This is a genomic window from Enterobacter cloacae complex sp. 394I7, from assembly GCF_057320345.1.
On the sequence record NZ_JBXWCR010000001.1, the window covers coordinates 1,626,285 to 1,647,639 of the forward strand.

Here is a 21,355-nt window from a genome sequence, read left to right on the forward strand (position 1 = left end):
TTACACATTCCGGTTGTCGTTTAGCGTCAGACTCTGCTTAAGCGCGCTCCAGCGCACCTCATCCTCTGCGGTGAATGCTCTGAGCGCCGAGAGGGTAAAAATCATCAACACCGGCTTGCCCGGCGTTTGTACGGCCAGCTGTTTTTGCCAAATGCGCTGTCCGTTACTGTCAAAAGTCGTCTCGACTTCCAGCGCGATAATTTTTCCGTCAGGCCCGACCTTTACGCTCTGGAATGCGCTTTGGGCAATCTCGCCCATCTGCGGACGTAGTAGTTCCCACTGGCGGTGAAACTCTTTCTCATAGTCGCTGCCATCCGGAATAACGCCGCGACTGACCACCACGGACAACCCGCTTTCGTCGTCGCGAATAATGTTCATACTGTTATCCTGCCACGCGGCAGGAAAAAGGGAGAAGTAACCTTCCTGGAGGGTATATTTCATATGGGAACTCGGGATGATTAATAGTGTGAGAAACAAAAGAGGCCAATCCACACTGGCCTTTTGGCTGGCGAATGCATTATTTAAGCCACTGACCCGACTGTTCAACTAACACATGGCTGCCTTTGCTCACGACCAATTTCACGGGTGAGTAAGTCACGGTGTAAGCGATCTCGCCATTCTTATAGGTAGAACCAATTATTTTACCTGCAGGATCGTGCAACGTTTTCCCCTTAAGGGAGATCGTACTATTATCACTTTTGCGCACGCCGAGATAATACATCTGGTCACATTCACTAGTAAAACGCCCGCATTTATTGACCAGAGAAATAGCGAACTTTTCAGTATTGAGTTTTCGGGTTTCAACTGTCTGAGCCGAAGCAGCTTTATGTAACGTATAACGCTGCGGAGCATAATAATTTCCTTTTTGAGGAGGAGTAACTAAACGCCATTCCATTTCACTCCCCTTAATTTCCAGAACAGCCCGTCCGCCTATACCGCCAAACGAAGAGTTGAACTCAACATTGGCACGATTGCCCGCGATCGTACCGCTAAGATTACGCTCATCATCTTCCGGGCAATCAATGCGGTTTCCTCTTTGAGAAATATAGCAATAAGATCCGGAGATACGGCCACCTGATTCAGCTAACCGCAGAGTTAACGTCGAGTCGTTCGCGTACCCGCCTGACCATACTCCGCCAAATGCGGGACCAGATTGGCTTATCGTTTCAAAATGCAGTGTGCCAAATCTTGCAGCCCATTTTTTAATATCGCCGTTAATATCCTGGCGATGTTCAGAAGACTGATAATGAATAACGTCAGACTCGGGTACGACCCAGGCAGCGTAGATTTTGCCATCTGGTTCGATAACCAAAGCAGAGGCGTTTTCCAGATAAAGATCTTTTAGCCAGCCTTCAATCAACAATCCTCCGTCAGCCGTAGAATGCGGTTCACCAAATACATCAAAATTATTGATAAACGTCTGGTAATCGCTTCCCAGGGCCTTTCTGAGGAGGTCTGTCACTTCGCTATCGTTAACGATGCGACTGACCGTATTGAGCTTATTGTATTGTGATAACTCTAGCGCAGTTGCAGTTTCAGTTGCATCTGCCAAGAAAGCGGTGAGCAATACGGCTGCCAGATATTTCCTTTTCATAAATTACTCTGGATTTCCATTGTCGTAATTCATTGTTATCTTCACAATTTTACTGTCTTTGATCTCAAAAGAGAGGACCTTTTTACCCAGCTCATAGGTAATCCATTGTTCTCCAGCATCCTTTGCGACCTGACCGTCACCGTATGCTGTGTTCAAGTCCGTTCTCGTTGAACCAACATGGACACCACGCGGCGTTGCGACATCTGTAGCAGTCAGCGTGATCTGCGACACGATATAATCATCAACGCTTCGTTCCGCTTTATCCCACCAGAGATTGGAACTGAAAATGTCTAACCCAGACTTATGATGCTGGAAGAATTTATAGTTAGCTCCGTCAAAAGGAACCTCACCGGTAAAACTGCCTTCCACTGGCACGTCAATTCTGCGCGCAACGTCAGGAGTCCATCTGTCACCCAATTCGACAGGCTGGCTTTTTATCTGCACAGAAAAATCGTGATTTGTCAGAACGGGCGGTATAACTTGAGCCAATACCGCACTGCTGCACAGACAGGTAAGCATCAGAACAAAACAAAGATATGTCGGAGTCTGTTTTTTCACGTTAATCGTCATTTTCTCAATCTAAATTACGCTTCTCACCGATGTGGGAAACCGCGAGTCATGGAAGCTGTTTTCTTAGTCAGCGCTAATAACAATAGAGCTCAGACAGTCAGGTTTTTTTACGGTGAAACTGAAACTCACTTTTTGTCCATTCATATCTTTTGGTGCTGTATAACTGGTCACTTCATTCTCCGAGCGGCCTCGGGGATAATCAGTTAACGTCAGTTGTGGGTAATGCTTTTTAACGGTTTGAAGTGTGATGCACTGGCCTGATGGTGAAAAATTCAGTAAGGGAGCCATGCCATTATTTTCTTTGCTTACTCGTAAATCAATGGTAGTAATGCTCGTACCCTCCAAAAGCTTGAAATCATCAGCATGGTAGAAGTTCATATATGCATTATTTTTCATGTAGTTAAAATGCAACGGCATGTCATTTAGACTCGTAACGGATAACGTTTTGAGTGAGGCGCTCATTTGTGAAATGAACGCCCAGAGATCCTTTTTCTCTGAATTTCCCTCAGCCATTCTCGTCGTTAATAATGCAATAAGTACTGCTACGACCTTACTCACCTTTAGTCGTAAATTTCTCCTGAACTGCCGCATCAATATCCCCTTTATGCCCGGAACCCGGCGCCGTGGTGCCCGGTTGTGTGCCAGACGTATTCAGGTGCAGCTTACCGCCGGTGGTGATATGACCATCCCCTTCAACGAAGAAATTAAACTCTTTGCCGATGAGGTTAATCTTGCCGTTAGCGTTCAGCTCAATTGCGCTTTCACCCGAGACCAGCCGTAGCTTCGTACCGGAAGCAATAACATATTGCTCCACCGCCGCATCCAGCTTGCCTTTGCCCGTCAGGATCTCTGTTCCGCCTTTCACCGCCTGGATCTGATTCGCTTCCACCCGATGCAGCTCATTTTTCTTCACATAATGGCTGCGCTCGCCACCGACGCTGTGCGTTTCATCGTTCTTAATGCTGGTGTCCATGTTGCGCTCAGCCTGGATCCACACCTGCTCTGCGCCCGCCTTGTCCTCAAAGCGCAGGGCATTGGCATTATCCACGGAGCCATCCTTCGTGCGGCTCATAAAACCCATCTGCGTGGCCGCCGCCGGCAGCGCCCAAGGCGGCATGCTCGCCTCGTTGTACACGCGACCAGTAATAATCGGACGGTCCGGATCGCCGTTGATAAAGTCCACCACCACCTCATCGCCGACCCGCGGAATTTGCACCCCGCCGTACCCCTGACCCGCCCAGGCGCTCGACACGCGCACCCAACAGGAGCTGGTGTCATCCCCCTTCGCCAGACGGTCCCAGTGGAATTTCACCTTCACGCGGCCATATTTGTCCGTCCAGATACTCTCCCCATTTGGTCCCACAACCTTTGCCGTCTGCGGGCCGTAGGTGCGCGGCCACGCCGTGCTCTGCGCCGGACGGTATGACACCGACGCCGGGATGACGCTGAAATCAGTGCGGTGGATGGTTTCCCCCTCGCCGCTCGCGTAGCGGTTCTCCTCGAAATGGTAACCCGCCGCCGTGACCAGATAGTCACCGTTATCACTGAAGAACGGGGCGCTGGTCAGGGTGAAGGTGTGTCCCGGTGCAATACCTGCGGCCGTGGCCGTCGCCTGAATCTGCTGGTGCTCCACCTGCCAGCGCTCCTGACGGATACGGGCGTAGAACTCCGCATGCCCGGTCTCAACAAACCGTCCCGGCCAGTCGTACACGTCGATGCTGCCCGGCTTCGGTGACGCCGGGTTCTGCTGGGCCTGGAACAGCCACGCGTTCGGCTTGCGGAAGTCATAATCGTCGAGGCTGTAAATCCCCGGCGTCACGCTGTCCTCCAGCGCCCACTGGCTGATGCCCTCTTCGTCCGTACTGCCGCCTGACGGCGTCTGGTGGTAAGGAATGACCTCATAGCCGCTGAACGGCTGGTGCTGCGTGGCGGCGTCGGTGAGCACCAGGGTGTGCTTGTCCGCCTCGTGGCTGAAGTGATACGCAATCCCCTCCAGCTCCATCAGACGGCTTATAAAGTCCAGGCTCGACTCCTGATACTGCACGCAGTAGTCCCACACCCGGTAGCTGCCGGTGAGCTTATCTTCCACGTTAACCTGATGTTCAGCCAGCAGGGTTTTCACAATCTGCGGCACCGTCTGACCCTGGAAGATACGCAGGTTACGGTCGCGCTTCATCGGCCACAGGTCCGGCTCCACCGTCAGCTGATACACCGCATAGCGGGTGCCCGTCAGCTCGACGGCACTCACCGCCACGCGGGTGATTTTTCCATTGATATAGCGGGGCGTCAGCAGGCTCTGCGTCGGGATGGTCACCGTGACCGGCTGACCCAGCAGTTTGCTGCGGTCAATGCGCGCATCCGTGCCAAGCAGGGTCAGCGTCAGGGCGAACGACTCGGACATCGCCTCGCGGCCCGTCAGTTTCCAGAACAGAAGCCCCTCCACCGGGAGCTGAACGGTAATTCGGTTGAGCATAATCTTTATTCCGTAATGGTTTTATGCTGGAGAAGATAATAAAAAAACGGATAAATGAAAAAAGTCATTTACTACTACATGTAACCAGGCAGATGAAAAATCACCTGGGGGAATCGTCGAGGAACCTATCATTTAATATAGAACAATTAATTAACTAATTAAAAATACACCCTACGCATGGCACCATACTTTCCCCATGCTAAAAACAAAGCATTGGTATAAAGCACACATCTCTTCCGCAGCGATGAAATTTCCCCAGCACGTCCACAGTGTTACTCCCGGAGATGGATACCCCCTCTCATTCGTCAAGCCGACTTCAGTAATGCGTGGTGGAGTCAAATCTGCTGGTTTAACACGCATGGGCAATATCACCTGGTAATGAAGTATTTCCTGGTCAGTTAAGGTGTACAGCCATTTCCAGTCGTTCGCCTCAAGGTCTTCGTTACTGGTAGCGGAGGCTATGGGAAACGGATAGTTGTTCTAAGTGTTTATAATGTCTCTTCACTTAGGCCGCGGAGGCTAGCCAGATACCATAGAATATAAGAATGCATCCAAATGATGCCAGACATTTCGCCAGCAAAAGCAATCCAGGGCTATATCTCTTTGCCAGCGATGACAAAATCGAATAATTTTTCACCGTGTTATATCGCTGATGAAAACGCATTATAGTTTCAAATATTGTGCAAAGCATAATGACGAAAAACTTAGCCAATAACAGTGTGACAAACGAAGGCGGAATAACGATTAGTACCAACTCACCATCTTCTTTTGTCATCGAGGGGAAAATTTCCCGCAATCCGATCAACATGAAAACCAGAATAAAAGTGCCGACTAATATAAAAGATAATTTTACGAAAAAAACCACCCATTCTTTTTTGTTAAAATTATCTTTGCCATTCCAGATATAGACAAGAGCGACCAATGAAAAAATAATAAACCCGAGAAACTTCATTGAATCCGATGCTCCTTATTCGCTCGCCCGACTATGACAGTCACACACTAACAATTGGCGCCACGGCGGGTTGCGTGAGGATGATCGCCGTAACCAGTTAACCGAGCTGCCTGCTGTGGTCGATGCACGCATCCGTATCGGGTCGGGTCAAGGGCATGACGCAAAGCGGAGACGTGGTTGCGGTAACAGTAGAAACTAGGGTATCCGTTATGCAACCTTAATCATTGTGCTTACTTTAGCCAAAGACCCGAAAACATAAGGACGCTTCCGAGGGAAATTAAGCTTTTAGCAACGATAAGTAAGACAGGTGCGACGATGCGTGATATAGACGATATTTTTCCATAATTTTCCACATTGTAGCTTTTGTGCCCCCTCAGAATCCCCGAGAAAACAGTACAGAGCAGCACAACTGTGACCTTTAAACCCCATACGCACAGAAAAGACATAGAAAAAATGATCGAATATTGTTTGGCCGTTGCGATGGAAAACAATGACATCGACTGAGAAAGCCATTTAAACGTAAAGCCAATGACAACTGTGGCTACTAACACCAGAACCAACATCATCCCCGCCAGGAGCCACTTTTTCTTGTTAAAAAAATCTTTTCCATTCCAGATAAGCGCTAGTGTCCAAATCATAAAGAAAATAAAGAAAAACCAATTCATTACAATATTTCCCATTTATCCTCTTTAATCTTTTGTCAAAAGGGCAACACACTCAGCAATAACCATTAATCCCGCCATCTGCCTGAGCGGGAATTACGGCCAGCTCAAACCCTCACTATCCAAATATGAAAACAATTACAAGAAAGTATCTTCAGGAGCCCTGTCGAATAATTCACCTGCCATTCTGGCGATACGTTCGTGTTGTACCAATTTGTCTTTCCACTCCTGTGGGATACCGGAATAACCATACAGCGCACCCGCGATTTGCCCCGCCGTCGCCGCAACGCTGTCAGCATCATCGGCAAGATTGGCGGCCAACAGAATAGCATCTCTGAAATTATCCGTATTCCATACGGACCACATCGCGGCCTCAAGCGTATCGATGACATAACCACTTGAACGAATCTGATCGCGAGTTTTTTGCTTATACTCACCCGCATTTATGATCATTACACGCGCGCATAGTGGGAAAACATGAGGGGAAAAAGCTTCTTCTTTTTTATAACCGTTAATTAAATAGTGCAATACCAATCCGAGAAATTGGCATGCATTAATTGACTCTACCGCGCCATGAGTTGCGCGACTCTGAGCCTGGGATTCGAAGTAAATCGCGCGCAGCGATTTTCGACGAAAGATAGACACCGGAGCTTGACGAATAACCCCAGCATTACCAGCAGTGTGTTTCTCGGTATTACCATACCAGGAAGGCCCGATACGCAAATACTGTTCAAGCGCAAATCGCGTCGTATTGCCAATATCGAAACACCGACCATTACTGCTATTATCACCGTTAAGATACCATTTAACGAGATATTTTCTAAGTATATCGGTATGCATTCTGTTTTCTGAAAGATAAGTTTCCGCCAGACATAATGCCATGGACGTATCATCCGTCCATTCACCGGGTTTTAAATGAAAAGGTCCGCCACCAATCATATCCGCTACATGTTCACTGTCTCTTTTCTTAAACTCAAGAGTAGTGCCGACTGCGTCCCCAACAGCCAAACCGACCAGCGCCCCAAGTGCTTTATCACGTGAAATATCTTCAGTCGTAATTAAAGGTAATGTTTCATCCCAGGCTTGTGAAGAACTCAAACCATCAATACCGTTATTTTTTATTGCCTTACGGACATTAATTGGCATGTATGTACGATAGCGATCGGCATAATGATTGATTACAGAGTCTTCAGTATGAAGGTCGATCATGGTATTTCCCTTAATTCTATATTTGTTATCCCAAGTTCATCTGACCTGCTGATAACCTCAAACGATGTATTAGGCTTAAATAGCACTTCAGTCTCTGTTGCATTGAATTCTGAAAGGAAGTCAATTTTCCGGCCGGAAAAACCTTCAATACGCATTTGGATAGGACCGCTGAAGCCTTGATTAACATCAGTACTAACAAAGGCTGGATCGATAACTGTTTTGCCCGGAGTATATCCATCCAATATGTGTGAAGGTAAGCTGTTCATCCCGCGGTATGTCTCTCCACTGAAAGCAGGAAGCTGGTCCAGGCCATCATTTATATGTTGAGTAAATGCTTCCATTTCTTTAGTCATTGGTTTCATACCTCGTAATGCTGGGTTTACCATTTGGTAGCCAGGATCGGTAGTATAACCATACAATGCGCCTACTTGCTCATCACTGAGTAAAGCAGACAAAGCCGGATCACGATTATCTGCCAATTCTCTGCCACGAGTAATCCATTTTTCAGCTCGTTGTTTCCCTACGGCTTCGCTTAAGCTCATCCTCGGCGAAGCTGGGGCTGTAATGGGTTCCGCACTAACGCGCGGCATTGATTTACCAGCTCGCCACGCATCAAACCGCGCCCCGCCTTTCATGCCAGCCCCGCCGCCGATAACCGAGCCGATCAGCATCCCCCATTTCTGACCGTCGCTACCTTCGCCAAACAGCATCCCACCTGCGTAGCTACCAACCGTTCCACCCCCCATCGCCCCGAGGGTACTCAGAAGTGCGATAGCAGGACTGGCGAGCACCGCCATGGCTCCGGCACCAACGGCGAGCATCGTCCAGTTCACCCATTCCGGGATTTCAGGACTTATTTCATCGGTCTGGACCTTGCTTCCGCCGATAATAACATTACGCGATCCCTGACTAATCTCAGCGCTGCATGTCAATTTATCGCCTGTGCGAGAGGCGGGGAAGTTGTTGATGTAAACTTTTATCGAACCTTCCGCGACCCGTTGCAGGCTGCCGCTGTGCTCATCACACTCTCCGGCTGATAGATGTGCGCGGATCGCCTTTCGGCTGTTGATAAAGACATTGGGTGAACCTTCTTTCAGCGTACCTGTCGTGTGACGCGGTGCCCATGACATACTGCCGAGGAGTTCACCCAGCCCACCCGCAGCACATGCCCCAGCCGCAACGGCAGAAACAGCAACCAGCGCGGTCCCTCCGGTGACGACAACGGCAGCAGCGCCCAGAATTGCCCCACCCACCAATCCTGCGATCATCCAGCCTTTTGAGGCTGTATGAGCAATCTCATCATCTACGCGTGCGGCCAGACATTCTGACATAACTATTCGGCTCGCTGTGCCATCAGATACCCACGTATCCGATCGGGTGTATTAAGTTGGTCAGAACCAGAGACCTGGCGGCATACGGAAAGTTGTGAAAGCAAGTGATGTGATTTGTCTGAGGAAGTCGTCCAGAGCGCATAACGAAGGGGTTGGCTGTCCGGAACGGGTGCAATACTGAGTGGTTTACCTTTTTTTTCATAAAGCAAATATCGACCCTCTTTCGCCCGCTGAAGCGAAAGATGTCCATAAAGTTCCTGAATGTTTTCAAAGACACGGAGAACTTTACTCTCACTATCAAGCGCAAAAAAAGGCCCCTGGCTGTCGGCAGCGAGCATTTCTTTGGGATCCGTTTGAGCAGGTTTGTGAAACTTAATACTACGGATAATTTCCTGGTATTGATTATGATAATAATCGCTAAATTCGCCCGGGCATGTACCGATGTAACACACCATCTTTTGCCCGCCAGGATGGTCAGCGAGTAAAATCACCGTCTGCTTCTGAAAAATGACCGAGTTATCATTTTTAAACTGATAAAAAAGCTCTACCGCCGGATGACCATCAACAGAAGTCATCTGAGAGGATTCAAGACGAAAGTCGGGCACCGTAATTTCCAGTTCACGCGCCAGTCGGGTAGCCGCATCATGGACTTTATCTTCGTTTTTTGCCGTCGCACGAGAAACAACAAAAGTAAACTCGCTAGCTCCGTTATCACTCATGGTGAATAAATTCATGGTTCTGTCTTTAAATACATCGGGTAAGGCGAGTGTTGCTTCCTGAAGAATATAATCAGCCATTCGGGTTACTCTTACTTGTTGCCATTAATAACAAAAAAACTATCCACTTCCTGTTGGATTTCACCCTGAAGGGATGCACCAGGCGGATCGATGACATTTCGTCCGTCATCAGGGTTCAAGTGCAATTCGCCGGAAAGCGTATTAATTTGTGCGTTCTGTTTTGCAGTAAAGTTAAAGTTATTACCAATGATATGAACGCTACCGTCTTTTGATAGCTCGATGGCGCTTTCACCACATTCCAGTCTCAGTGTATTTCCTGCGGAAAGTATAAAATTATTAACGACCTTATCGTTTCGACTGTTCCCCGTCAGGCATACCACATCGCCTTTAATCCCTGATTTCTGGTTTTTCGCTACCCGTAAGGTTTCATCCTCACCAACAAACTGGGTTCGATTTTTTTCAGTAGAATGTGTTTCGTCGTTTTTGACGTTAATATCCAGATTGCGCTCGGCCTGGATCCACACCTGCTCTGCACCCGCCTTGTCCTCAAAGCGCAGGGCATTGGCATTATCCACGGAGCCATCCTTCGTGCGGCTCATAAAACCCATCTGCGTGGCTGCCGCCGGCAGCGCCCACGGCGGCATGCTCGCCTCGTTGTACACGCGACCAGTAATAATCGGACGGTCCGGATCGCCGTTGATAAAGTCCACCACCACCTCATCGCCGACCCGCGGAATTTGCACCCCGCCGTACCCCTGACCCGCCCAGGCGCTCGACACACGCACCCAGCAGGAGCTGGTGTCATCCCCCTTCGCCAGACGGTCCCAGTGGAATTTCACCTTCACGCGGCCATATTTGTCCGTCCAGATACTCTCCCCATTTGGCCCCACAACTTTTGCCGTCTGCGGGCCGTAGGTGCGCGGCCACGCCGTGCTCTGCGCCGGACGGTATGACACCGACGCCGGGATGACCGCGAAATCAGTGCGGTGAAGGGTTTCCCCCTCGCCGCTCGCGTAGCGGTTCTCCTCGAAATGGTAACCCGCCGCCGTGACCAGATAGTCACCGTTATCACTGAAGAACGGGGCGTTAGTCAGGGTGAAGGTGTGTCCCGGTGCAATACCTGCGGCCGTGGCCGTCGCCTGAATCTGCTGGTGCTCCACCTGCCAGCGCTCCTGACGGATACGGGCGTAGAACTCCGCATGCCCGGTCTCAACAAACCGTCCCGGCCAGTCGTACACGTCGATGCTGCCCGGCTTCGGTGACGCCGGGTTCTGCTGCGCCTGGAACAGCCACGCGTTCGGCTTGCGGAAGTCATAATCATCGAGGCTGTAAATCCCCGGCGTCACGCTGTCCTCCAGCGCCCACTGGCTGATGCCTTCTTCATCCGTACTGCCGCCTGACGGCGTCTGGTGGTAAGGAATGACCTCATAGCCGCTGAACGGCTGATGCTGCGTGGCGGCGTCGGTGAGCACCAGGGTGTGCTTGTCGGCGTCGTGGCTGAAGTGGTATGCAATCCCCTCCAGCTCCATCAGACGGCTGATGAAGTCCAGGCTCGACTCCTGATACTGCACGCAGTAGTCCCACACCCGGTAGCTCCCGGTGAGCTTATCCTCCACGTTAACCTGATGTTCACCCAGCAGGGTTTTCACAATCTGCGGCACCGTCTGGCCCTGGAAGATACGCAGGTTACGGTCGCGCTTCATCGGCCACAGGTCCGGCTCCACCGTCAGCTGGTACACCGCATAGCGGGTGCCCGTCAGCTCGACGGCACTCACCGCCACGCGGGTGATTTTTCCATTGATATAGCGGGGCGCCAGCAGGCTCTGCGTCGGGATGGTCACCGTGACCGGCTGACCCAGCAGTTTGCTGCGGTCAATGCGCGCATCCGTGCCAAGCAGGGTCAGCGTCAGGGCGAACGACTCGGACATCGCCTCGCGGCCCGTCAGTTTCCAGAACAGAAGCCCCTCCACCGGGAGCTGAACGGTAATTCGGTTGAGCATAACTTTATTCCATATGGCTTATGCGATGCAAAGACTCACGGCACTAAATGTGTCATGGTAATACTATGCAGTGTCAGATTGGTTATTTAGCGCGAACTGTTTTGATTATATATATGAGAGAGCCAATCTTTAATATTTCCGATAATATAAATAAAGCAATATTAATGGAAATAACGCTCAATCCTAAACCAGCGATCGCCATAGGGAAAAGTGTCACTGAGCAACTGAAGATGATAACGCGCAGCACTTCTTGTATAAGAGCAAAACCGACCGCATATCGATGTTTTGTGAAAAAAAACCAGGCAGAAAAAAGCAAGGAAACTGGCATGAGGAGATAAACAAGATAAAAAGCACCTGTCACTATTCCGTTTACGCCACCTGCTATCAGCATAAAAATAATTACACCCGGATTTCCTCCGGTGGAAACCCACCATGACTCAAGTAAATGGTATGGACCAATCGAATAAAACACAATCCCGATGACATCCATAACACCCCAGAAATAGAAGATTTTATTTTTCGCGGTCATGCTCGCCCTAACCTTTATTTGACTGGTGCTGGCGGCCATTTACCACCATGTTGAATAAGCGTCTCTTTGATTTCAGTTAGTTTTTTATATTCTTCACTGCCTTCTTCTGTTCTGTTCAGATAACGTTGAAGTTGATTACCCATCGCCCAGCCATTTTTGGCTCTTATTTCAGGATCAGCACCCCGTTTTAAAAGCATAATGACGTGGTCATAAGCGTGATAATTCAACGCTTCAAACAACAGTGAACTATTTAGCGAATCGGTGATATTAATGTCGGCCCCTCGTTTGAGCATAGCATCGAGCGTGTCAGTATTTTTTGCTTTAATGGTTTCAAAAATTATAGGTTCATGAAACGTTTTGTCTTTAGCATTTGGGGAAAGCCCTCCATCAAGCAGCGCATTGATCCAGTCTGCGCTATCTGCATTTAATACAAACTCTGCAGGACTGTTTTTCCCCTGTGGTCTTGGCTGTAAGGGATCAGCTCCCGACTTTACAAGCAAAGTAATAATTTTTAAATGTTTAGGCGTTTTATTCTCATTTATACTATTCCCCAGGGCCCAGAACAGAAGTGTCATATCTTGCTTACCGGGCTTGTTCAGTTCAGTCTGTGACGCAAGTTTTTTTACTTCATCTATATCCCCGCGCTGAATAGCTTCAGCCAGACTCAATTGCTGGCCGCTGAAATAATCTTGAGGATTTAAATCCATATTTTGCTTACACCCTTGAATCATAAATAAACATAAAAGCGCCAAAAAAATTGTATATAATTTTTTCACAAACGACTCCTGATTACTGCGATGTCTTCGTCTTTTTGCTGTTCGATACAATTTATGGCTTCTCCTATGCCGTGGCGATCAAAAGCTCCGCCTGTTCCACCGGATAAATCGTGTGGAATACCTGCAGCATTAGGGGCAAGCGCTGACAATTCTTCTTTAGCAATCAACGATGGAATGTGCCCATTCATTGTTTTAAAGTCCTCCACAAGATCTACTTCCTGAACTTTAGTTAGCAGTTCACCTTTGATACGGTAGGCCTGAATGTTTTCAGTGCTACCCAGCAAACGCCCGCCATATTTTTCGACAGTCCCGCTATTAAGCCCAGAGGCATTAAATGTCCAACCCGCTTTTCCACTTGCCATAGAAGTTGCCGAGGCTAAACCACCGCCTAATGAATGTCCTGCGATATCAATGGGCTGTTTTGTCATAGCGAGTTTTTCACCGATGATTACTGCACTTCGGTAATAAGGTGCTTCAAAACCCATTCCTTGTTTAAAATTATTCAACCAGTCAGCGCTATTTTTGACCGATGCCAGTTCTTTACTGTTTTTCAGCGAATCGATATGTTCCTGGAGCGACGGAAATTCTGGTACTCTCGACCCCCTAAATACCAGTGTAGGGTTCATATCATTACCGAAAACGTCCGGGTCAGGCTGATACACGCGAGAAAGAAAATCAGGCGACTCTGCCTTATCGAAAAGCTCATTGCTTTTAAGACCGAATTTATCCAGCGCCGATTCATCGTTGCTTATATCCTTCCAGCCCTCTGGCACCCCCGGCGTTGTCTCCAGCGGATTCACTGTCTTATAAACATTCTCAGCAAGCTTCGCTTTCTCCACCGCAATATTATTCGCCGCCAGTCGTTTAGCGGCGATCTGCGCATCCGGGTAAAGGCTGTTACTACCCTTCGCGATCAGATCCTTACGCGCCTGCCAGCGTTCCGCCTTGGTCATCTGCTGTAGCTGCGAAGCATAGGTTTTACCGTCTTTACCCGGCGTGGCCTCATCCGGCACCTGTGCCGCTTTGGATTTCACCACCTGCTTCGGCAGTACCGTCGGCGCAGGACGGGCACCGTAGGTTCGCACCATGGTTTCGTAGCGATCGACGATTGTGCTTACCGGATACCAGCCCAGACCGGTAAGCGAGGCCGCCTGCAGTCGGCCATCGGCATTGATATAAAATATCTCCGTTACCGATGACCAGTTACGGAAACTCTCGTCGATGGCAACGATCCTGCCGATATCGAGATCCTGCACGATCAGCTTACGGGTATCGCGTCCTGACTGATAGGGATTCGCCCCGGTGATGGAATGCAGCAAATCGTAACGCGGAAACAGCGAGCGCAGCGAATTGTCGGGAACTGACATTATCCACTGCCCGGCTACGGACGGGCGGATAATTTTCGCGAAAAGCGCTGGCGAGACATTCTCGCTGAAAAGATAGACAAACTTGAGGTTATACATTCGCTCCGTCCTGTTACCAGTCCCTGCTTACCTTACTTACGGATTCACCAGCCAGGTGCCAGGCTTCGCGATATCCAGCGTCTGGGTACGCGTTTTCCCGTTGCCCTGCAGTTCAATTCTGGCCTCGCCCGCAGGTAGCTTGAGCGATGCATAACCGTTATTCGCCGGACGCAGTGTTTTTGGCTCACCGTTCACTTTCAGGGTCTCACCGTCAAAAATACGGATATAGACCAGTGCCACCGGGCTGGCATCCACTGGCGGGGTGGCCGGTTGCGCTGTCGCAGTCGGTGCAGTCTGTTCACTGGCTTTCGCCGTATCCGGTTTCACATCCGGCGCGTTCGATGCGGTTTCAACGGGGCGTGTCTCAGCAGGGGCCTGCGCCGCCTGCTCTGGCGCATCATGGTCGCCATCGCTAAACAGCATCGCTCCGGCGACGACGCCAACCAGCACGCCCGCAGCAACCATTGCCGGGATTTTGTACCGGTGCCAGTCCAGTGCAGAAGCCGGTGCTTCTTCCTCTACCGGTACCAGCATCGTGCCCGGTTTTTTCGCGCTCAGTACATCGTCGATACCCGCTACCGGCATCTCAATCAGCGCCGCGAATTCATCGATGGACTGCGGTCGGTCTTCCATGTGCAACGCCAGCGCCCGGTCGATGGCCTGCAGCAGCGAGAGGGAATAGCCCTGTGGCTGCAGTTCCACCAGCGGTTTGCAGGTGTCCTGGATTGAGCGCACCACGCTGACCGGCGGCGGTGAGCCGACAATCAGGGTACGCAGCACGGCGCCGAGGGCATAAATATCCGTCCACGGGCCCTGCTCGCTTTCGTTGTCGTCAGTGTACTGCTCGATCGGCGCAAAGCCCGGGCGCAGCATGGTTTCCGTCTCATCAGAGAGATTACCAATGGTGCGGCGCGCAGAGCCGAAATCGAGCAGAACCGGCAGGCCGTTGTCCTGAATCTGGATGTTATCCAGAGAGATGTCGCGGTGCAGATAGCCTTCGTCATGAATTGTCTTAATGGCACCGAACAGCATGGGCAGCATACGACGGATCCAGGCTTCGTTAATCAGCTCCGGCTTTTGTTCGCGCAGACGGGAGAGCGTGGTACCGCTATAGAACAGCGTTCCCATATAGGCCGTATCGTTTTGCACCCAGAAACGCAGCACGTGAAGCAGGTTCGGGTGGTTGAAGCGCGCCAGCAGGCGGGCTTCCTGAATGAAGCTGTTCAGGCCGGCGGAAAACGCTTTGCCAAAACGTTCGCTGCGCAGTACCAGCGTCATATCGTCGCCGCGCACGGCGAGCGAGGCAGGCATAAATTCTTTGATAGCGATAGTGCGTTCGAGCTGATGATCCCACGCGCGATAGACGATGCCGAACCCGCCGCCGCCGATCACCTCTTTAATTTCAAACTCGTTGAAGCGATACCCGACCGGGAGCGCGTTTGGGACAGTCCGATTGTTATCATTATCCGTCATCTTTTACAGTTCTCTTGATGATTATTACGCGGCAAACTGACAGTGAAACTCGCCCTGCTCACAGGTGACGTGCAGACGTCGGTACTGCTCATCGCTGCGGCTGGCGGTAAGTAATATCTGGCTCATCTGAGGCAGCAAGGTGTTTGTCAGAATAGCGTCCACCATGCGGCCGCCAGACTCCACCTCGGTACAGCGCTGAACAATTTGTTCCACCACGCTGTCATCAAACTCGGAAATAATATTGTGATTCTCTAGCAGACGACGCTGAATGCGTTTGAGCTGCAGGCGGACAATCTGCCCCAGCATCTCGTCGCTCAGTGGATAATACGGCACCACCAGCAGACGGCCCAGCAGCGCTGGCGGGAAGACCTCCAGCAGCGGCTGACGCAACGCGCCGCTTAACGCCTCAGGCTCAGGCATCAGTTCCGGATCGGCACACATGGCGCTGATCAGATCGGTGCCGACGTTGGATGTCAGAATAATGATGGTGTTACGGAAATCAATATGGCGGCCCTCGCCATCTTCCATCCAGCCTTTATCGAAGACCTGGAAGAAGATTTCATGTACATCCGGGTGCGCTTTTTCAATTTCGTCCAGCAAGACCACGCTGTACGGGCGACGGCGAACGGCCTCGGTTAATACCCCGCCTTCACCATAGCCCACGTATCCCGGAGGCGCACCTTTTAAGGTGGAAACGGTGTGGGCTTCCTGGAATTCACTCATGTTAATGGTGATAACGTTCTGCTCACCACCATAAAGCGATTCCGCGAGCGCCAGTGCGGTTTCCGTTTTCCCCACGCCGGACGGGCCACAGAGCATAAATACGCCAACAGGTTTGTTCGGATCGTCGAGTTTCGCCCGCGAGGTTTTCACGCGGCGGGCAATCAGATCCAGGCCGTGACGCTGGCCGATGACGCGCTGGTTGAGGGTATCAGCCAGGTTGAGCACCGCATCAATTTCGTTTTTTACCATCCGGCCCAGCGGGATACCGGTCCAGTCAGAGACCACCGCCGCTACCACATTTTCATCCACCGCCGCAAACAGCAGCGGCTCGTCGCCCTGTAAAGCGTTGAGCGCCTGCTGCTGTGCGTTAAGCGCGCTGCGCAGTTCGCCGGTCTCGTCATCACCAGCGGCAAACAGCGCGGCACGCAGGCGGATGATTTCAGTCACAAGAGCACGTTCCTCTTCCCAGCGCTGGGTCAGGGCTTCGCGCTTTGTTTCGTATGTATTGCGCTCGGCGGTCAAGGCTGCGACGCGCTCCGGATCGCCGGCCCCCACGCGCGCTTCGCGTCCGGCAATCTCGATCTCCACATCCAGGGCAGCGAGATGGCGCAGGCAATCTTCCAGCTGTGCCGGTGGCGCGCTCTGGCTGACCGCCACGCGGGCACACGCAGTATCAAGCAGCGCAACGGCTTTATCCGGCAACTGACGCGCCGGAATATAACGATGTGAAAGCTTGACCGCCGCGCTGACCGCTTCGTCGAGAAGCAGTACCTGGTGATGCGTCTCCAGCGGCGACACGGTGCTGCGCAGCATCAGAATCGCTTTGGCTTCGTCCGGCTCGTGAACCTGTACCGTCTGGAAACGACGGGTCAGCGCCGGGTCTTTCTCGATGTATTTTTTGTATTCCGCCCAGGTGGTGGCGCCGATGGTGCGCAGTTGCCCGCGCGCCAGGGCCGGCTTTAGCAGGTTAGCGGCATCGCCGGTACCCTGCTGACCGCCAGCGCCAATCAGGGTGTGGATCTCATCGATAAACAGAATGACTGGCGTAGCGCTGGACTGCACTTCATTAATCAGGGCCTGCAGACGCGCTTCGAACTCGCCTTTCATGCCTGCGCCGGCCTGCAGCATGCCGATATCCAGCAGCCAAAGCTGAATATTCTGCAGCGGTGCCGGCACGTCGCCTTCGGCGATACGCAGCGCCAGCCCTTCCACCACCGCCGTTTTGCCAACGCCAGCTTCCCCGGTCAGCAGCGGGTTATTCTGGCGACGGCGCATCAGAATATCGACCATCTGGCGGATCTCTTCATCGCGCCCGACAACCGGGTCAATCTTCCCTTCACGCGCGCGCGCGGTCAGGTCCTGACCATACTGGGCCAGCGTCCCTTGTGCGGCAGGCACCGTACCGGCTGGCGTATCCGCGGCAGCGGCCGCCTGCTGCGTCTCTTTGCTCTGAGCGCAAATCGCATCAAACTGCTCGATCAGCACGTCGACGTTAAGGCGGGTAAACTGCGCCGAGATGCTTTTCAGCACGTTAGCCAGATTCCAGGTTTTCAGGATGCCAATCAGTAAATGTCCGCCGCGAATACGGCTGACGCCATACTTCAGCGAGCCAAACACCCACGCGCGCTCCACGGCGCTGTCGATATGTTCTGACAGATCGGAAACAGAACTCGCGCCACGTGGCAGCGCATCCAGTGCAGCCACGATATCGCGCGTCAGCTGCTGTTCATCGAGCGCAAAATGACGAATCACCTGTTGCAGATCGCCATCCTGCTGCTGCATCAGCTGATGCAGCCAGTGCACCAGCTCAACATAGGGGTTGCCGCGCAGCTTGCAGAACGCGGTGGCGCTTTCCAGTGAGGTAAATAACAGCGTATCCAGTTTGCCGAAAAGCACGGCACGGCTGATTTCTGACATGTTCGGTTCCGTTGATAACAATGCGTTAGAAAAATTATCGCTCTGCGCGATACACCAGATCGCCACGTGGGACAGGCTGAGGCTGAAGGCCCAGCCAGGTGTTGTAACCTAACCGCCCGGCGCTACCGAGCGAGGCACCCTGCACCGCGTCGGCGCGCAGAATAACCCGAGTTTCCCATTCAAATTCCACCCCTGCGTACTGGCGTACCCAGTCGCGCAGTTCAGTGACCCACGCTTCGCCTGGCAGGAAGCGGTTGTACTCTTCCGCGCTCAGTGGGCCGATTTCGATACGAAACTTGTGCTGCACGTCGCGCACCGCAACGCCGAGAAAAGCGGATTCTCCCATCCGCGGCAGACGACGCCCTTCACCCAACTGCGCCTGTTCCCGCGGCGAAAGCGGCATCCACTGCGCCACGTTCGTGACCAGTTTTACCGGGGCGTGAAAATAGTTGCGCAGGATCTTCTCCAGCCCTTCCGGATCCCGTGCGTGACGGGTCAGGTGCCCCGCGTGAGTAAAACGGGCATGTGCGCTCAGGCTGCCTTTGGTCATCTGCCCCGGCTGGCCCATGCCGATCAAGGATGCCAGGTACCCCTCAAAGCGTTTGTTGTCCGCGCGGTCAAGAGAGACGGCGGGCTGCGCATCAGCCCAGGCACGGTAAAACAACAGCGTCAGGCGATGATGGAACAGATCGGCAAACGCGCTCAGGCTGGTGTCCTGATGATGATGAATACGCTCGCGGGCGTACTCTGTCATATGGACGGGCAGCGGGCCATTTGGACCAAACAGACCGAAGCTGAGGATAGACACCTCGTGCAGCCCGTTCTCTTCACGCTGGCGCACCTGCGCGAGGGTTGACGGCGCAAAGCTCATCGATGGCTGCTGACCGATACGTAATGGCTCAAATTTCGGCAGCGGCGCGCGCCCCAGCGGATAACGTTCACCGCCCTGGGCATCAATGCGTCTTAATAGCTGGAACAGATCGTAGCGCCACGGCGTCTCACGAACGCCGCGCCAGAAAGCGTCCGGCAACGGCGTCAGGCGATGGACACGCAGCGGCGCGGAGGCGACTTCGCTCATAGTAGTGCCCTTTTCCCCATGCGCGGTGCCCAGTAGCCAATCTCACCGCGCTGCTGACTCTTCAGCGTGAATTCAGTAAAGCTGTTGATGGACACCAGACGGGCAAACAGGCGTTCCAGCACGCTGCCGAAAAGCCAGGGGCTGGCGCCGGAAAACGCACGCTCATCCACCGTCAGAGTAATGCCGATCCCGCGCGCAAAGACCACCGGACCCGGCTCCGGGACGCGACGGTGAACCGGCTCCAGCACGCAGTGGCGAACGCCCTCAACCTGACGCGCAACCGGCGTCTCCGCCAGGTTAGCATACAGCCCTAACAGCTGACGCAGGGCGGCGGCGCCCTCTTCGTTTTCGCTGTCCATCAGGCTGAGATAGTTCATCTGCAGCTGGCTGATCAATCGCCAGGTGCTAAACCCTTCGGCCAGAGCCGGACGCGGCGGCGTTGGGCCTTTTCGCAGGGTCAGGGATTTCACCGGCATGGAATCGGCCATGATGAACTGTCCGAGCTCCTGCTGAAGCATCAGCGGCAGGTCGCGGCTGGTGCACAATACTTCCGCGGAGATATAGCGCAGATTTTCCTGCCAGGGTGCATGCTGTTCATCCACCAGCGAAACAAAGACTTCGGAGCCGATATAACCGGTTCGGGTGCCGTAGCGCAGGGCATGTTCAGAGAGTACTCGCTGCTCACGGCGCAGGGAAAAATAGGCGCCGTAGTTGCCCGCATCACCGCTCCAGGTGCTCCAGAAAGGTCGGAATGTCTGATCGTCACGCTGGCCGTCGGCACTGCCGAAGATTTTGTTTACCGCATAAATTTCATAATCCAGGGGACGGATGTTATCCACCACCAGATGATATTCATGCTGGCTCTCGCTCAGCTTCTGCCGCGCCGCCACTTTCGGGAAAAGGTTGATCACCGGCGTGCAATGCATCGCCAGATGGCTGGCATCAACCACCCGCTCCAGCTGCTCATCGCTTTTATCCAGCAGGATGAAAATATCGAACGCTTTTTCATTTTCACAGTGCTGGATAAGCTTGCCCAGACCGCTGAGGCTGATAAAGCGGAACCGTGCCGGAAACGCAAAGTATTCCTGCAACAGACGATAGCCGTCAAAGTTGCGCAGGTCGTCCGGAAGCAGCGCCTGGTCCGGCTCAAACCCTTCCTGTCGTAAGGCATCCGCAGAGAGCAGCTGTCGCTGCGGGTGCTTGCTGACGGTCTGGCAGACAATCCCGGCGTGGTGCTCCATGACCAGCTCAAGCAGCTTGAGCGCTTCAATATCCGGGCCGCTAAGGAAAAACTCCAGACGGTCAAAATCCAGATGCCCAAGATGCTGCGGGCCATCACAGGCAATGCGGATCCGTAACGCGCTGTTGATCCCCCGCTGGCTCAGGCCCAGCTGCGCCAGCGGCAGATCGGCAGGCACACCGCCCAGCTCGACCTTATCGATTTTCAGCGGCAACAGATTAACTTCATGCGCCGTGGTGTAGCTGCAGGTGACCCCGGTCTTTTTCAGCGCCAGGCTGTCCATCATGGTGCCGCGCGGCACCTTAAAACCGTTGCTCAGATCGCCACGCGTGCTGTCGGGCTGGATTTCAGCAATCGCCATTGAGGGGGTTGGCGCGAGATAGTTTGGCGCAATCATTTCCAGCAAACGCTGGGAGAAGCGCGGGAACTCCGCATCCATTTTCATTTGCACGCGGGAGGTCAGGAACGCGAACCCCTCCATCAGGCGTTCGGTATACGGGTCCGCCACTTCGATGCCGCGCATGCCCAGTCGACCCGCGACTTTAGGATAGCGCTCGGCAAATTCAGCGCCCATTTCACGCAGATAGGCCAGTTCACGGTTGTAATATTCGAGCAGTTTACTTTCCAT

18 protein-coding genes are annotated in these 21,355 nt (G+C 52.5%); all 18 read right to left on the reverse strand.

All coding sequences use genetic code 11. The annotated features are described in order from the left end of the window. The 18 genes from AC2FAP_RS07950 to tssF all read right to left on the reverse strand — a co-directional run bounded on the left by AC2FAP_RS07950 (position 1) and on the right by tssF (position 21,355). Positions 1 to 441 (reverse strand): DcrB-related protein, encoded by a 441-nt coding sequence (locus tag AC2FAP_RS07950; protein WP_410393860.1) that lies wholly within the window; start codon positions 439 to 441, stop codon positions 1 to 3. Between the two features lie 76 nt (positions 442 to 517). Next, the gene (locus tag AC2FAP_RS07955; protein ID WP_449541734.1) at positions 518 to 1,594 is read right to left on the reverse strand and encodes a hypothetical protein; all 1,077 of its coding nucleotides are present in this window, start codon (positions 1,592 to 1,594) and stop codon (positions 518 to 520) included. 3 nt (positions 1,595 to 1,597) lie between these two features. Next, positions 1,598 to 2,164: a hypothetical protein gene (locus tag AC2FAP_RS07960; protein ID WP_079230877.1), complete on the reverse strand. Its 567-nt coding sequence runs from the start codon at positions 2,162 to 2,164 to the stop codon at positions 1,598 to 1,600. Positions 2,165 to 2,227: 63 nt separating this feature from the next. Beyond that, on the reverse strand, positions 2,228 to 2,755 hold the full coding sequence (locus AC2FAP_RS07965) for a hypothetical protein (RefSeq protein ID WP_449541735.1): 528 nt from the start codon (positions 2,753 to 2,755) through the stop codon (positions 2,228 to 2,230). Further along, positions 2,715 to 4,637, reverse strand: coding sequence for a type VI secretion system Vgr family protein (locus AC2FAP_RS07970; RefSeq protein ID WP_252068447.1), 1,923 nt, complete (start codon positions 4,635 to 4,637; stop codon positions 2,715 to 2,717). The genes AC2FAP_RS07965 and AC2FAP_RS07970 overlap by 41 nt, the downstream gene beginning before the upstream one ends. 505 nt (positions 4,638 to 5,142) lie before the next feature. Further along, complete coding sequence (locus AC2FAP_RS07975; RefSeq protein WP_449541736.1) at positions 5,143 to 5,589, reverse strand: hypothetical protein; 447 nt, start codon at positions 5,587 to 5,589, stop codon at positions 5,143 to 5,145. A gap of 230 nt (positions 5,590 to 5,819) precedes the next feature. Further along, positions 5,820 to 6,269, reverse strand: coding sequence for a hypothetical protein (locus AC2FAP_RS07980; RefSeq protein WP_485452898.1), 450 nt, complete (start codon positions 6,267 to 6,269; stop codon positions 5,820 to 5,822). Positions 6,270 to 6,389: 120 nt separating this feature from the next. Next, entirely contained in the window at positions 6,390 to 7,460 is a 1,071-nt protein-coding gene (gene tri1, locus AC2FAP_RS07985) for an ADP-ribosylarginine hydrolase Tri1 (protein WP_250368990.1), read from the reverse strand. After that, positions 7,457 to 8,791, reverse strand: a complete 1,335-nt coding sequence (locus AC2FAP_RS07990) for a PAAR domain-containing protein (protein ID WP_044867268.1) — start codon at positions 8,789 to 8,791, stop codon at positions 7,457 to 7,459. The genes tri1 and AC2FAP_RS07990 overlap by 4 nt, the downstream gene beginning before the upstream one ends. Before the next feature lie 2 nt (positions 8,792 to 8,793). Beyond that, positions 8,794 to 9,588 carry a DcrB-related protein gene (locus AC2FAP_RS07995; RefSeq protein ID WP_449541738.1) on the reverse strand — a complete coding sequence of 265 codons (795 nt, stop codon included), beginning with the start codon at positions 9,586 to 9,588 and terminating at the stop codon, positions 8,794 to 8,796. A gap of 11 nt (positions 9,589 to 9,599) precedes the next feature. After that, entirely contained in the window at positions 9,600 to 11,528 is a 1,929-nt protein-coding gene (locus AC2FAP_RS08000) for a type VI secretion system Vgr family protein (RefSeq protein WP_485452899.1), read from the reverse strand. 82 nt (positions 11,529 to 11,610) lie between these two features. Beyond that, entirely contained in the window at positions 11,611 to 12,096 is a 486-nt protein-coding gene (locus tag AC2FAP_RS08005) for a hypothetical protein (protein WP_237770622.1), read from the reverse strand. Next, positions 12,072 to 12,788 (reverse strand): ankyrin repeat domain-containing protein, encoded by a 717-nt coding sequence (locus AC2FAP_RS08010; RefSeq protein WP_126547636.1) that lies wholly within the window; start codon positions 12,786 to 12,788, stop codon positions 12,072 to 12,074. The genes AC2FAP_RS08005 and AC2FAP_RS08010 overlap by 25 nt, the downstream gene beginning before the upstream one ends. A 41-nt stretch (positions 12,789 to 12,829) precedes the next feature. Continuing rightward, positions 12,830 to 14,296, reverse strand: a complete 1,467-nt coding sequence (locus AC2FAP_RS08015; protein WP_449541740.1) for a Tle-like phospholipase domain-containing protein — start codon at positions 14,294 to 14,296, stop codon at positions 12,830 to 12,832. Positions 14,297 to 14,332: 36 nt separating this feature from the next. Next, positions 14,333 to 15,769 carry a serine/threonine protein kinase gene (locus AC2FAP_RS08020; RefSeq protein WP_410389956.1) on the reverse strand — a complete coding sequence of 479 codons (1,437 nt, stop codon included), beginning with the start codon at positions 15,767 to 15,769 and terminating at the stop codon, positions 14,333 to 14,335. A 24-nt stretch (positions 15,770 to 15,793) separates the two neighbouring features. Then, entirely contained in the window at positions 15,794 to 18,409 is a 2,616-nt protein-coding gene (gene tssH, locus AC2FAP_RS08025; RefSeq protein ID WP_485452900.1) for a type VI secretion system ATPase TssH, read from the reverse strand. Between the two features lie 34 nt (positions 18,410 to 18,443). Next, a complete protein-coding gene (gene tssG, locus AC2FAP_RS08030) occupies positions 18,444 to 19,487 on the reverse strand; it encodes a type VI secretion system baseplate subunit TssG (RefSeq protein ID WP_025203894.1) in 1,044 nt (347 codons plus the stop codon). Next, positions 19,484 to 21,355, reverse strand: a complete 1,872-nt coding sequence (tssF, locus tag AC2FAP_RS08035; RefSeq protein WP_020883467.1) for a type VI secretion system baseplate subunit TssF — start codon at positions 21,353 to 21,355, stop codon at positions 19,484 to 19,486. Before tssF ends, tssG begins: the two co-directional genes overlap by 4 nt.

What these genes read in the sequence shown, in the direction of transcription:
- AC2FAP_RS07950 (WP_410393860.1), bottom strand. Translation starts at nt 441, where the DNA reads ATGAAATATACCCTCCAGGAAGGTTACTTCTCCCTTTTTCCTGCCGCG.
- AC2FAP_RS07955 (WP_449541734.1), bottom strand. Translation starts at nt 1,594, where the DNA reads ATGAAAAGGAAATATCTGGCAGCCGTATTGCTCACCGCTTTCTTGGCA.
- AC2FAP_RS07960 (WP_079230877.1), bottom strand. Translation starts at nt 2,164, where the DNA reads ATGACGATTAACGTGAAAAAACAGACTCCGACATATCTTTGTTTTGTT.
- AC2FAP_RS07965 (WP_449541735.1), bottom strand. Translation starts at nt 2,755, where the DNA reads ATGCGGCAGTTCAGGAGAAATTTACGACTAAAGGTGAGTAAGGTCGTA.
- AC2FAP_RS07970 (WP_252068447.1), bottom strand. Translation starts at nt 4,637, where the DNA reads ATGCTCAACCGAATTACCGTTCAGCTCCCGGTGGAGGGGCTTCTGTTC.
- AC2FAP_RS07975 (WP_449541736.1), bottom strand. Translation starts at nt 5,589, where the DNA reads ATGAAGTTTCTCGGGTTTATTATTTTTTCATTGGTCGCTCTTGTCTAT.
- AC2FAP_RS07980 (WP_485452898.1), bottom strand. Translation starts at nt 6,269, where the DNA reads ATGGGAAATATTGTAATGAATTGGTTTTTCTTTATTTTCTTTATGATT.
- tri1 (WP_250368990.1), bottom strand. Translation starts at nt 7,460, where the DNA reads ATGATCGACCTTCATACTGAAGACTCTGTAATCAATCATTATGCCGAT.
- AC2FAP_RS07990 (WP_044867268.1), bottom strand. Translation starts at nt 8,791, where the DNA reads ATGTCAGAATGTCTGGCCGCACGCGTAGATGATGAGATTGCTCATACA.
- AC2FAP_RS07995 (WP_449541738.1), bottom strand. Translation starts at nt 9,588, where the DNA reads ATGGCTGATTATATTCTTCAGGAAGCAACACTCGCCTTACCCGATGTA.
- AC2FAP_RS08000 (WP_485452899.1), bottom strand. Translation starts at nt 11,528, where the DNA reads ATGCTCAACCGAATTACCGTTCAGCTCCCGGTGGAGGGGCTTCTGTTC.
- AC2FAP_RS08005 (WP_237770622.1), bottom strand. Translation starts at nt 12,096, where the DNA reads ATGGCCGCCAGCACCAGTCAAATAAAGGTTAGGGCGAGCATGACCGCG.
- AC2FAP_RS08010 (WP_126547636.1), bottom strand. Translation starts at nt 12,788, where the DNA reads ATGATTCAAGGGTGTAAGCAAAATATGGATTTAAATCCTCAAGATTAT.
- AC2FAP_RS08015 (WP_449541740.1), bottom strand. Translation starts at nt 14,296, where the DNA reads ATGTATAACCTCAAGTTTGTCTATCTTTTCAGCGAGAATGTCTCGCCA.
- AC2FAP_RS08020 (WP_410389956.1), bottom strand. Translation starts at nt 15,769, where the DNA reads ATGACGGATAATGATAACAATCGGACTGTCCCAAACGCGCTCCCGGTC.
- tssH (WP_485452900.1), bottom strand. Translation starts at nt 18,409, where the DNA reads ATGTCAGAAATCAGCCGTGCCGTGCTTTTCGGCAAACTGGATACGCTG.
- tssG (WP_025203894.1), bottom strand. Translation starts at nt 19,487, where the DNA reads ATGAGCGAAGTCGCCTCCGCGCCGCTGCGTGTCCATCGCCTGACGCCG.
- tssF (WP_020883467.1), bottom strand. Translation starts at nt 21,355, where the DNA reads ATGGAAAGTAAACTGCTCGAATATTACAACCGTGAACTGGCCTATCTG.